The organism is Bacillus sp. FSL R9-9492, assembly GCF_038007365.1.
In the GTDB taxonomy this organism is placed as follows: domain Bacteria; phylum Bacillota; class Bacilli; order Bacillales; family Bacillaceae_G; genus Bacillus_A; species Bacillus_A mycoides.
Genome location: NZ_JBBOXC010000001.1, coordinates 2,373,730 through 2,386,762 on the forward strand (window position 1 = coordinate 2,373,730; position 13,033 = coordinate 2,386,762).

The following is a 13,033-nucleotide window of genomic DNA, read 5'->3' on the forward strand; positions in this document are numbered from 1 at the left end:
TGATTAGATGGCTATCCCATCTATTTCAGTATATAAAATGCCAATTGAATCAGAACTACCAAAAAATAAAGTGAATTGGACGCCAGATCCGAAACGTGCGGTTCTTCTAATCCATGACATGCAAGAATATTTTCTTGATGCATATAGCGATAAAGAATCGCCAAAAGTAGAACTCATTTCAAATATTAAGGTGATAAGAGAAAGATGCAAGGAACTTGGTATACCAGTTGTTTATACAGCACAACCTGGTGGACAAACGTTAGAACAACGAGGGTTATTACAAGACTTTTGGGGTGACGGTATTCCTGCTGGACCAGATAAAAAGAAAATTGTCGATGAGCTTACTCCAGATGAGGATGATATATTCCTAACCAAATGGAGATATAGTGCATTTAAAAAGACGAATCTATTAGAAATTTTAAATGAGCAGGGAAGAGATCAACTTATTATTTGCGGTATTTATGCGCATATTGGCTGCCTTTTAACAGCTTGTGAAGCATTTATGGATGGTATAGAGCCATTTTTTGTAGCAGATGCAGTTGCTGATTTTTCACTAGAGCATCATAAACAAGCATTGCAGTATGCATCTAATAGATGTGCAGTAACGACATCAACAAACTTACTATTAAATGATTTACAAAGTTTAAAGGGTGATGAGAGTGAAGGAATCACTTTACAGGAAGTCCATGAACTAGTTGCACAACTACTTCGTGAGTCTGTAGAGAGTATTGAAGTTGATGAAGATTTATTAAATAGAGGACTCGATTCGGTCAGAATTATGAGTTTAGTAGAGAAGTGGCGCCGCGAAGGGAAAGAAATCACGTTTGCAGATTTAGCAGAACGTCCAACTGTTGATGATTGGTACCGCTTACTATCTTCACAAGCAGCACAAGTGCTGTAACAAATAGACTACATAATAAAGGGGTAGTAAAGAATGCCTAATAGTCAAAAGATTCGTCATTCGTTATCATCTGCGCAGTCTGGTATGTGGTTTGCGCAACAATTAGATCCGCTTAATCCGATTTATAATACTGGGGAATATATAGAAATAAACGGAAATATTAATCAAGAAATTTTCGAGTTAGCTGTATGTAAAGTTATAACAGAAGCAGAAGCACTTCATGTTCGTTTCGAAGAGGATGAAATTGGCCCATGGCAAGTTATTGAGGAATCGTCAACGTTTCATATGCATTTTATTGACGTTAGTAAAGAGGGAAATCCTGAAGAAGCTGCTAAAGTATGGATGAAAAATGATTTATCTATGCCTGTGGATTTAACAGAGGATAAATTATTTACTGAAGCACTTATTCAAGTTGAAAATAATCGTTTCTTTTGGTATCAGCGCATCCATCACATTGTGATGGATGGCTATGGATTTTCACTTCTTAGCCAAAAGGTAGCGAATGAGTATACATCACTTATAGAAGAAACAAATAAGAATGAAAAGCCATTTGGTTCTCTTGCAAAAATTGTACAAGAAGATAATGAGTATCGTGAATCTAAACAAATTCAGGAAGATCGTACTTTTTGGCTAGAAAAGTTTGCAGATGAACCGGAAGTTATAAGTTTAGCAGAACGAGCGCCGAGAACATCAAATGGATTTTCACGAGAAACTGCTTATTTATCAAATGCTAGTACGAAAACTTTACTAGAAGATATTAATATTTCGTTAACGAGTTGGCCCGAATTTGTTGTAGCTGTAACAAGTATTTATATGCATAAATTAACAGGTGCAAATGATATTGTTTTAGGTTTACCGATGATGGGGCGTCTTGGTTCTGTATCTATTCATACACCAAGCATGGTAATGAATTTAGTTCCACTGCGTCTAAAGTTAACTCCAAATATAACGTTTGCAGAATTAATACAGCAAGTTTCTAAAGAAATTCGAGACGTACGTCGTCATCATAAATATCGTCATGAGGAATTAAGAAGAGACTTAAAGTTACTAGGTGAAAATCAAAGGTTGTTTGGGCCGTTAGTGAATGTTATGCCTTTTGATTACGGGCTTAACTTTGCTGGAAATCGTGGTATTACACATAATTTATCAGCAGGACCTGTCGATGACTTATCGATTAATGTATATAAGCGCTTCGATGAAAATGAGTTAATGATTCATTTTGATGCGAATCCGGAAGTATATAGCGATACGGAACTAGCATTGCATAAAGAAAGATTTATGAATCTATTAGAATTAGTGATAAATAATTATCACAAAGACGAGCCGATTGGAAAAATAAACATTACTCTTCCTGAAGAAAATCATAAAGTTTTATTGGAATGGAATGAAACGAAGAAAGCTGAAGAGCTAATTAATCTACCTATATTATTTGAAAAACAAGTACAAAAAAATCCAAATAAAATAGCAGTTACTTGTAACGGGATAAAACTTACGTATAAAGGGCTAAATGAACGAGCGAATGAACTAGCACACTATTTATTAGAAGAAGGAATACGACCAAATCAGTTTGTTGCCTTAGCATTTCCAAGATCAATAGAAATGGTAGTTAGTATGCTAGCAGTTCTAAAGGCTGGTGCAGCGTATTTACCGATAGATCCAGAATACCCAGCCGAGCGAATTCATTATATAGTAAATGATGCAAATCCAGTTTGTATCATAACACATTCATCTGTTTCATCTACTTTAGTTATAGAAAATGATATTAAAAAAATCATATTAGATAGCGAAGAAACGAAAATAGCGTTAAAAGCATATTCTCATATGAATCTACCATTTAAAAATGATGAATCACTTTTAAACCAAGCTTATACAATTTACACTTCAGGATCAACCGGAAATCCAAAAGGTGTAATTGTTCCTATGAAAGGTTTAAGTAACTTCTTATTAGCTATGAAAGATATGTTTTCATTAAATGAAAACGATCATTTATTAGCAGTTACAACGTTTGCGTTTGATATTTCTGCTCTAGAAATTTATTTACCTCTTATTAGTGGTGCAAGTTTAACAATTGCACAAAAAGAGGTAATCCAAGAGCCTTCTGCGTTAACGACATTGTTACAAGAAGAAAGAGCGACAATTATGCAAGCTACACCGACGCTCTGGCAGGCGTTAATAACTGAATATCCAGAGAAGTTACAAAGGCTAAACGTACTCGTTGGCGGTGAAGCTCTTCCTGCACATTTAGCAAATAAATTAAAAGAATTAGGTTGCTCTATAAATAACTTATATGGACCAACTGAAACGACTATTTGGTCTACTTTCATGAACATTGATGACAGTGAAAATGGTATACCTCCTATTGGAAGACCAATTTGGAATACAGAAGTGTACGTTTTGGATGCAGGGTTACAGCCTGTTCCACCTGGAGTTATCGGTGAATTATATATTGCAGGAGAAGGACTTGCGAACGGATATTTAGGAAAACCAGCGTTAACGGCTGAACGGTTTGTTGCAAACCCTTATGGAAAAGATGGAGCACGTATGTACCGCACAGGTGATCTTGTGAAATGGCGTAAGGATGGTGTGTTAGAGTACATTAGTCGCGCAGATCATCAAATTAAAATTCGCGGTTTCCGAATTGAATTAGCTGAAATTGAAACGGTATTACAACGACATGAAAATATACAACAAGCAGTGGTAATGGTACGAGAAGATCGTCCAAATGATAAACGAATCATTGCGTATATCGTTGCCGAAGAGAAAGAACCAATTAATCTTTCGGAAATTCGTTCTTATGTTTCAGAAAGTTTAGCGAATTATATGGTACCATCGGCATTTGTTGTGCTAGAAGAATTACCATTAACACCAAATAGTAAGGTTGATAGAAAGAAATTACCTGCTCCTGATTTTAATGGAATGAACAATGAGAGAGTTGCTAGAAATCCGAAAGAAGAAATATTATGTGATTTATTTGCTGAAGTACTTGGTGTTTCGCGAATTAGTATAGATGATAATTTCTTTGAAATGGGTGGCCATTCGCTTCTTGCATCTCGTTTAATGGCAAGAATTCGTGAAACGTTAAGTGTAGAATTAGGAATCGGAAAGCTATTTGAATCACCAACTGTTGCTGAATTAGCGAACCAGTTGGATCGTGCAAAAAGCGCAAGACCAGCTATTAAGAAAGTAAGTAGGCCAAATGAAGTTCCACTTTCATTTGCACAGCGCAGGTTATGGTTCTTAAATTGTTTAGAAGGTCCAAGTCCTACTTATAATATTCCGTTAGTCATTCGTATGTCTGGAAAATTGAATGAGGAAGCACTGCAAGGTGCCTTTTATGATGTAGTTGAGAAACATGAAACACTTAGAACGATTTTCCCGAATTCACTTGGCAGTTCATATCAAAGAATTCTAGAAATGGATAAATTGAATTTAAAAATGATTATAACAAATACATGTAAGGATGAATTAGAAAGTACACTGTCTGAAGCTGTAAGATATAGCTTTAATCTTGATATCGAACCAGCAATTCGTTTGCAACTTTTTAAAGTGAGTGAAAACGAACATGTTTTACTAATTCTTTTGCATCATATTGTAGGAGATGGATGGTCATTACAAGCGTTAACGAGAGACTTTACAGCGGCTTATAAAGCACGATGTCAAGGTGATAGTGTTCAACTAGAAACCCTTCCAGTTCAATACGCAGATTATTCACTATGGAAACAACAGCTATTAGGTGATGAAACAAAACCAGACAGTATTATTTCAACACAATTAGATTTTTGGAAAGAAGAGTTAAAAGGTTTACCAGATCAAATGGAGTTACCTACAGATTACCAGCGCCCAATTGAAACTAGTTATCGCGGGGAAACAATTCATTTTCATTTAGATGAAGGTATGCATAGTAGGTTAGTGGAGCTCGCTCGTAAAAATGGAGTTAGTTTGTTTATGGTGTTGCAAGCAGGACTAAGTGCCTTATTTACAAGATTAGGTGCTGGAACTGATATACCATTAGGTAGTCCGATTGCTGGAAGAAACGACGATGTACTCACGGATATAGTTGGTTTATTTGTAAATACATTAGTGTTACGCACAAATACATCAGGAGATCCAAGTTTTAAAGAATTATTAAATAGAGTGAAACAGGGAAACCTTGCAGCTTATGAAAATCAAGATGTTCCATTTGAACGACTTGTTGAAGTGTTAAACCCAGTACGAACTCGAAATAGTCATCCGCTGTTTCAAGTTATGTTAGCTTTCCAAAATACGCCAGAAGCAACGTTTAATGTACCGGATTTAGAAGCGAGCCTTGAAATTCAAAGTGTTGGTTCTGCAAAATTCGATTTAACATTTGAAATTAGCGAGAGTAACAGAGTTGATGGTACTCCAAACGGCTTACACGGATTGTTAGAGTTTAGTACCGATTTATATAAACGTGAAACGGTTCAAAAACTAATAGAACGATTCATTCTATTATTAGATGATGCAGAGAAACATCCGGATCAATCAATTGGTAGATTAGAAATATTAACTTTAGCAGAGCGAAATACAGTTTTAGAAAAGTGGAATGGTGGTTTTCAAATTGTACCTGAAATGACATTGCCACAATTATTTGAAAAGCAGGCTCATGTAAATCAAAATTCTATTGCTGTTGTCTTTGAAGATGAAAAGCTAACTTATGAAGAGTTAAATAGAAAAGCGAATAAAATAGCTCGTTTGTTAATAGCGAAAGGAATCGGTCCTGATCAACTTGTTGCTTTAGCGATGCCGAGATCTTTAAATATGGTTGTAAGCTTACTTGCTGTTCTTAAAGCTGGTGCGGGATACCTTCCGTTAGATCCGGATTATCCGTCAGATCGTCTCTCATTTATGCTACACGATGCGAAACCATCATGTGTTTTAACAAATTCAGATGTGGAAATTGAATGTGATGAGGCACTAAAGATTTTAGTTGATGATGTGAACGTAATAGAAGAAATTGAGAAATATAGTGAAGACAATATAGATGAAATGGAGCGCATGAAGCCGTTATCTCCTTCACATATTGCTTACGTTATTTATACGTCAGGCTCAACAGGTAGACCGAAAGGGGTTATGATACCTCATCAAAATGTAGTAAGACTTTTAGGCGCAACTGATCATTGGTTCCAATTTGACGCAGACGATGTGTGGACGATGTTCCATTCATACGCTTTTGATTTCTCGGTTTGGGAAATTTGGGGACCTTTATTATATGGAGGGCGTTTAGTTGTAGTACCACATACTGTAAGTCGCTCGCCGAAAGAATTTTTACAGCTTCTTGTTAAGGAAAAGGTTACTGTTTTAAACCAAACTCCATCAGCGTTCTATCAATTGATGCAAGCAGATCGTGAAAATGAAGAGGTTGGTCAAAAATTATCTTTACGATATGTTGTTTTTGGCGGAGAAGCACTTGAACTAAGTCGATTAGAAGATTGGTATAGTCGTCATCCTTATAACGCACCGAAGCTTATTAATATGTACGGAATAACGGAGACGACGGTACATGTTAGTTATATTGAATTAGATGAAAGTATCGTATCTTTACGAGCAAATAGTTTAATCGGGTGCAGTATACCGGATCTTAAAGTATACGTATTAGATAACTATTTACAACCGATGCCACCTGGAGTAGTTGGAGAAATATATGTTGCAGGTGCAGGGCTCGCTCGTGGATATTTAGGAAGAGCAGGATTAACTGCTGAACGTTTTATCGCAGATCCATTTGGTAAGCCAGGTACAAGAATGTATCGTACAGGAGACCTAGCGCGCTGGCGTCAAGATGGGACGTTAGATTATATAGGACGTGCAGATCATCAAATTAAAATTCGTGGATTCCGAATTGAATTAGGGGAAATAGAAGCGGTAATAATGAAACATCCTAAAGTTGAACAAGTAGCTGTTATTGTACGGGAAGATCAACCAGGGGATAAACGATTAGTTTCTTATATCGTCGCATCAAATAATGAAACGATCGATACGAATGAAATGCGTCAGTATGTTGGAGGTAGTTTGCCAGATTATATGGTTCCATACGCTTTTGTAGTAGTAAATGAGTTACCTTTAACTCCAAACGGTAAATTAGATAGAAAGGCATTGCCAGCTCCAGAATTTATTGCATCATCTTCTAGCCGCGGACCGAGAACACCGCAAGAAGAAATGTTATGTGACTTGTTTACAGAAGTTTTAAGTGTGTCTCAAATTGGAATTGATGATGGATTCTTTGATCTTGGTGGTCATTCACTTCTTGCAGTGCAGCTGATGAGTCGCATTAAAGAGGCACTTGGAGTTGAACTAAATATCGGAACTTTATTTGCAGCACCTACTGTTGCAGGGCTTGCTGAAAGACTTGAAATGGGGAATGGTCAAAGTGCACTTGATGTGTTGCTTCCATTACGAGCAAGCGGAGATCAATTACCACTATTTTGTGTACATCCAGCAGGTGGATTAAGTTGGTGCTATGCAGGACTTATGAAATCTTTAGGAACAGATTATCCAATCTATGGTGTACAAGCACGTGGTATCGCTGAAAATGAAGAACTTCCAAAAAGCTTAGAGGAGATGGCGGCGGATTATTTAAAACACGTTCGTGAAATACAGCCTCACGGACCATATCGTTTACTCGGATGGTCGCTTGGAGGAAATGTTGTTCATGCTATGGCGGCGCAACTTCAAAATGAAGGGGAAGAAGTAGAATTACTCGTTATGCTGGATTCGTATCCTGGTCACTTCTTACCGAATACGGAAGCACCTACTGAAGAAGAAGCGTTAATCGCATTACTTGCTTTAGGTGGATATGATCCAGATAACATGGATGGTAAACCACTTACTATGGAAAGTGCGGTTACAATACTTCGCAAAGATGGAAGTGCATTAGCAAGTCTTGAGGAAGAGACTATTTTAAACTTGAAAGAAACATATGTAAATTCAGTAGGGTTGTTAGGGAAATATGTGCCAAAAGTTTATAACGGGGATATTTTATTCTTTAGATCTACTGTTATACCAGACTGGTTTGATCCTATTTCTCCAAATACGTGGCTAAATTATTTAGACGGGGAAATCGTGCAGCATGACATTGATTGTAGACATAAAGATTTATGTCAGCCAGGTCCACTTACAGAAATTGGACAAGTGCTAGCGAAATATTTGCAGAATAAGAAAGGGGTAAGTAAAGTATGACGAATCCATTTGAAAATGATAATTACACATATAAAGTATTAATGAATGAGGAGGGCCAGTATTCTCTCTGGCCTGCCTTTCTCGATGTACCAATTGGATGGAATGTCGTACATGAAGAAGCTAGCAGACAAGTTTGCTTAGAATACGTTGAAGTTAACTGGAATGATTTAGAGCCGAAAAAAAATCAAATTAGCGAAAAAATATTAGTAGGAAAACAATAATGAAAGTAAAAATAAATCCAAAAGTAGTTGTAAGCATCGTTTATATAACAGCGATGTTTATGGCTGCGATGGATGCAACGATTGTGAATGTAGCACTGCAAACGATAAGCAAAGAACTGCAAGTACCCCCATCTGCAATGGGGACAGTAAATGTTGGGTATTTAGTTAGCTTAGCTGTTTTTCTTCCGATTTCTGGTTGGTTAGGCGATCGTTTTGGTACGAAAAAAGTATTTTTAACTGCCCTTTTCGTTTTTACAATTGCATCTGCATTATGTGGAATTGCGAATGATATTACTTCATTAAACATTTTTCGTATCATTCAAGGTGCTGGTGGCGGGCTTTTAACACCAGTCGGGATGGCGATGTTATTCCGAACATTTTCACCAGAGGAAAGACCAAAAATTTCTCGATTTATTGTACTTCCAATTGCTGTAGCACCAGCGATCGGACCAATTATTGGTGGTTTCTTTGTAGATCAAATGTCTTGGCGCTGGGCATTTTATATTAATCTGCCGTTTGGTATCATTGCGTTGCTATTTGGACTTCTATTTTTAGCAGAGCATATTGAAAAATCGGCTGGTCGTTTTGATTCTCTCGGTTTTGTTCTTTCAGCACCAGGTTTTGCGATGCTCATCTATGCACTCAGTCAAGGGCCGTCAAAAGGTTGGGTTTCTCCAGAAATAATAAGTACTGGGATAGCTGGGATTGTATTCATTTCACTGTTTATAATTGTAGAACTTAAAGTAAAGCAACCGATGTTAGATTTACGCTTATTAAAAGAACCCGTTTTTAGAAAAATGAGTCTCATATCCTTGTTTTCATCTGCTGGTTTACTTGGAATGCTATTTGTTTTTCCGCTTATGTATCAAAATGTAATCGGAGTTTCTGCGCTGGAATCAGGTCTTACGACATTCCCAGAGGCGATTGGATTAATGATTTCTTCGCAAATTGTACCATGGACGTATAAGAAATTAGGGGCTCGAAAAGTAATCTCTATTGGATTAATAAGTACCGCGGTTATATTTATTTTATTAAGTTTTGTAAATCATGATACGAATCCATGGCAAATTCGGGCACTATTGTTTGGCATTGGTATTTTCTTAGGTCAATCTGTCGGTGCGGTTCAATTTTCTGCTTTTAACAATATCACGCCACCTTCTATGGGGAGAGCAACTACTATATTCAATGTGCAAAACCGATTAGGATCTGCAATAGGAGTTGCTGTTTTAGCTAGTATACTATCTGGTTTTGGAAGTAATAACGTACAGAATAATGTACAGTCAGATTTCTTACCATATCAAGCAGCATTAATTGGATCAGCAATATTTTTACTCATAGCATTACTATTTTCTTTACGTATTTCCGATAAAGAGGTAATGTCAAAGAAGAATAAAAAGCCGTTATCTGTATTACAAAAAGAGAAAGAAGTTGTAAATGAATGAGTTGCAGCATGCTAATACTCTTTTAAAATAAAGTAATATTGGCATTTAAAAGGAGAGAGTTTACATGATAGAGAGTAAAGTTGTAGATTCTGTACCAACTCTTAATGAGAATAGTTGTCAAATATGGTGGGCAAGAATTTCAGATTTACAATCATGGCATTACAATTTACTAAATGATGTAGAGCGAGAGAAAGCAAATTCATATCATCATTCGGCAGACCGTGCGCGTTTTATAATAGGTTGTGTAATTAGTAGATTAGTACTTGGAAAGGTACTTTCTATGTCGCCAGTTCAAGTGCCAATTGATCGAATGTGCCCAGTATGTAAATTACAACATGGCAGACCACAGTTACCAGAAGGGATGCCGCAAATATCAGTCTCACATTCGGGTGAGTGGGTTGTTGTTGCATTTACTAAATCTGCACCTATGGGTGTTGATGTTGAGCAAATGAATCCAAATATAGATGTTATGAAAATGGCAGAGGGCGTATTAACAGACATTGAAATAGCACAAGTTATGAAATTACCTGATGAGCAGCGACTAGAAGGATTTTTAACATATTGGACTCGAAAAGAAGCAGTGCTGAAAGCGACAGGTGAAGGACTATTGATTCCACCAGTAGAAATTACAGTATCAGCTCCAAATGACCCTCCAAAATTGTTGATTTTTAAAGATAGACAAGAGTTAGCAGAACATACAATGATGGAAGATGTAAGACCTAGTTTAGATTATATGGCTTCCATTGCAATATTTAGTAAAGAAGTAACTGAAATTACGCAGTTAGACGCGGGATTGCTATTAAATCATCGTTAATTTTTAATAAAATTTCTTATAGAAGAGGTGTTCCTCATGTTAGTAGCGGAAAATAGAAAAACTGAATTAACTTATAATGTACAGGCAATTAAAGATATGTTGTTTTCTAGAAATACGTCATCTATTCTAGCTTTAGAAAAACTTGTAAAAGATACAGTTCAGTTTGATGTACTTGAACAGGAAGCGCTCGATAGACAATACATTCCGAAAGAAGCAAAGAATTTCTTTGATAAAAACGGAACATTTCTTTATCGCGTATCTAATGTTAGTTATAAAGGTAAGGTGTTATCTGAAAATCTAATTTTTGCAGACACTTCGTTTTTACCGGATACAATAAAGATTGAATTAGAGAGTGGAAATATTCCTGTTGAAAACCTTATAGAAAAGATGGAAGTAAGAAGAAACGTATTATATGAAGGATATCAGCCATCTGGAAATATTATCGAATTGTTTGATGGATGTTCTGTTGCGGCGAATGTTTATCCAACTAGAAAATATCAAATTGTAAGTAACTGCAAATGTGTATTTTATATTTGTGAAGTGTATCATGCAGAGAATATAAAGGAACTGCTTAAATAAGAAATAAACAATAAACAATAAACAATAAACAAGAAACCAGCCTATAAAATGGCTGGTTTCTTGTTTATTTAACAGCTTCTTTTAATTCTTTTCCTGCTTTAAATGCTGGAACTTTACCAGCAGCAATCTGAATTTCTTCTCCAGTTTGCGGATTACGCCCTGTACGAGCAGATCTTTCACGCACTTCAAAAGTTCCAAAGCCGATTAGTTGCACTTTATCGCCAGATTGTAATGCATTAGCAATTGTGTCAAATACGGACTGTACAGCTGCAGAAGCATCTTTTTGAGAAATATCAGCTGATTGTGCTACATTTTTAACTAATTCTGTTTTGTTCATGTTTTCACCTCATAAAAATTTTTTTAGAATGAATGTTTTAGTATAATGGTTAGTAAAGATAAAGCTAACTTTGTGATTAGAAAGAATGCTGTATATTTATGTTAATTTCGTTGAAAGAAACTGAATCCCTGCTAATATTTAGGGATTAATTAAGAATTGATGCATACAACAAGCTGTAATATGAGGATGAGGGGGAATATACGGATGATTTTTCGTGAAAAGAATGAGAAAGAAAGTATATTAATTCGTCAACATGATCATGGTTTTTTAGCTGGTGAAATTGCAAGACATATAATAGAAGATTTTTTTGAAGAAAAAATATACTTAAAAGAGACAATTGATGCTATATATGAGCATGATAGAGGATGGATAGAGCTTGATAAAGTACCAATTTTGAATGATACTAAAAATATTCCATATACATTTATGGATTGTCCAAGTTCATTACGCTTTGTTTTTTATACGATTGGTTTGAATGCAATTGAAGAGTCAAATCCATACGGGGCGCTACTTTGTAGTAAGCACTTTTTATCATTTTCATTAAATGAGGAAGATGAAGAGATGATGTCTTTTTATAAAAATGAATTGGAACGACAAAAAAGAATTTTGAAAACGTTAACAAAAGAACAATATGCGATGTTTGATAAACATTATAGATTATTAAAGTTTTGTGATGAACTTTCTTTATATGTATGTATGAATAAACCTGGTGTAAAAAAGAAAGATGAGATTGATTTATTTAAAGAGGGTTTTGAAGGAACAGAAATGTTTAATAGTAAGGGGGAGAAGCCTATTCAAGCTGAATGGGTGGATGAAGAAACAATTCAAATTACATCGTTTCCATTTAAAACGGAATTTTATACATATGTAAAATATAAAACTATAAATAAACATGAAGTTAAAGAAAAAGGGATTGTAAAAGCTGATAGAGAAGCGGAAATGAAGAAGCAAAACATTCGTTTCATACAATAAGGAGGAGATTTAGATTGAAAGATTACATGTTAAAACAGTTTGATTACCATGCTTGGGCTAATACACGATTATTCAACCGACTAAAAGAGTTACCAAACTATGAGACAATTTTTAATGAACAGATACAGAGTGTATTCCCATCAATTAAGGATACTTTTGTACATATTTATATTACAGATCAAGTGTGGTTACACATATTGCATGGTAAAAGTATGAGTGAAGTAATACAAGACCGAGAAAAATTACGAAAACAAATCGAAACTAAATCGTTACATGAATTAGAAAAAATGTTTGAAAACATGGCAAATCAATATAAAGAATTTTTAAGTAGAATACAAGACGTAAATACTGTATTTGTTATTGAGAACCCATATGCAGGTGCATTAGACACTTCCATTTTAGAGTTAGTGCAACACGTCGTAAATCATGGTACATATCATAGAGGGAATATAACAGCAATGATCCGTCAACTTGGTTATTCATCTACAATGATGGATTTTGTACTTTATTTACATATGGTTCAGGAGGGAAAGGAATTGAAATAGAGAAAAAAGGAATGGCTTATTATAAATG

The 13,033-nt window shown here is 35.5% G+C and carries 9 protein-coding genes; 8 read left to right on the forward strand and 1 reads right to left on the reverse strand.

The features are described 5' to 3' along the window. The first annotated feature begins 7 nt into the window (after positions 1-7). The 6 genes from MKY70_RS12010 to MKY70_RS12035 all read left to right on the forward strand — a co-directional run bounded on the left by MKY70_RS12010 (position 8) and on the right by MKY70_RS12035 (position 11,151). A complete protein-coding gene (locus MKY70_RS12010; RefSeq protein WP_088032897.1) occupies positions 8-901 on the forward strand; it encodes an isochorismatase family protein in 894 nt (297 codons plus the stop codon). A 33-nt stretch (positions 902-934) separates the two neighbouring features. Continuing rightward, positions 935-8,095, forward strand: a complete 7,161-nt coding sequence (locus MKY70_RS12015) for an amino acid adenylation domain-containing protein (protein WP_341074513.1) — start codon at positions 935-937, stop codon at positions 8,093-8,095. Next, positions 8,092-8,316: an MbtH family protein gene (locus tag MKY70_RS12020; protein WP_000184075.1), complete on the forward strand. Its 225-nt coding sequence runs from the start codon at positions 8,092-8,094 to the stop codon at positions 8,314-8,316. Before MKY70_RS12015 ends, MKY70_RS12020 begins: the two co-directional genes overlap by 4 nt. Continuing rightward, positions 8,316-9,758: an MDR family MFS transporter gene (locus MKY70_RS12025; protein WP_289403832.1), complete on the forward strand. Its 1,443-nt coding sequence runs from the start codon at positions 8,316-8,318 to the stop codon at positions 9,756-9,758. Before MKY70_RS12020 ends, MKY70_RS12025 begins: the two co-directional genes overlap by 1 nt. A 64-nt stretch (positions 9,759-9,822) precedes the next feature. Then, entirely contained in the window at positions 9,823-10,572 is a 750-nt protein-coding gene (gene sfp, locus MKY70_RS12030; RefSeq protein WP_341024364.1) for a 4'-phosphopantetheinyl transferase Sfp, read from the forward strand. Positions 10,573-10,608: 36 nt separating this feature from the next. Continuing rightward, positions 10,609-11,151 (forward strand): cold-shock protein, encoded by a 543-nt coding sequence (locus tag MKY70_RS12035; protein ID WP_088032907.1) that lies wholly within the window; start codon positions 10,609-10,611, stop codon positions 11,149-11,151. Between the two features lie 64 nt (positions 11,152-11,215). Here MKY70_RS12035 and MKY70_RS12040 read toward each other — a convergent pair whose 3' ends face one another. Further along, the gene (locus tag MKY70_RS12040; RefSeq protein WP_002012780.1) at positions 11,216-11,488 is read right to left on the reverse strand and encodes an HU family DNA-binding protein; all 273 of its coding nucleotides are present in this window, start codon (positions 11,486-11,488) and stop codon (positions 11,216-11,218) included. A gap of 204 nt (positions 11,489-11,692) precedes the next feature. Here MKY70_RS12040 and MKY70_RS12045 point away from each other — a divergent pair, with 204 nt between their 5' ends. After that, entirely contained in the window at positions 11,693-12,460 is a 768-nt protein-coding gene (locus MKY70_RS12045; RefSeq protein WP_088032909.1) for a DUF3891 family protein, read from the forward strand. A 14-nt stretch (positions 12,461-12,474) separates the two neighbouring features. Next, positions 12,475-13,005 carry a DinB family protein gene (locus MKY70_RS12050; protein WP_002085719.1) on the forward strand — a complete coding sequence of 177 codons (531 nt, stop codon included), beginning with the start codon at positions 12,475-12,477 and terminating at the stop codon, positions 13,003-13,005. Positions 13,006-13,033: the final 28 nt, after the last annotated feature.

Coding starts and splice junctions, on each gene's coding strand:
- sfp (WP_341024364.1), top strand. CDS start 9,823: ATGATAGAGAGTAAAGTTGTAGATTCTGTACCAACTCTTAATGAGAAT.
- MKY70_RS12035 (WP_088032907.1), top strand. CDS start 10,609: ATGTTAGTAGCGGAAAATAGAAAAACTGAATTAACTTATAATGTACAG.
- MKY70_RS12020 (WP_000184075.1), top strand. CDS start 8,092: ATGACGAATCCATTTGAAAATGATAATTACACATATAAAGTATTAATG.
- MKY70_RS12015 (WP_341074513.1), top strand. CDS start 935: ATGCCTAATAGTCAAAAGATTCGTCATTCGTTATCATCTGCGCAGTCT.
- MKY70_RS12010 (WP_088032897.1), top strand. CDS start 8: ATGGCTATCCCATCTATTTCAGTATATAAAATGCCAATTGAATCAGAA.
- MKY70_RS12045 (WP_088032909.1), top strand. CDS start 11,693: ATGATTTTTCGTGAAAAGAATGAGAAAGAAAGTATATTAATTCGTCAA.
- MKY70_RS12025 (WP_289403832.1), top strand. CDS start 8,316: ATGAAAGTAAAAATAAATCCAAAAGTAGTTGTAAGCATCGTTTATATA.
- MKY70_RS12040 (WP_002012780.1), bottom strand. CDS start 11,488: ATGAACAAAACAGAATTAGTTAAAAATGTAGCACAATCAGCTGATATT.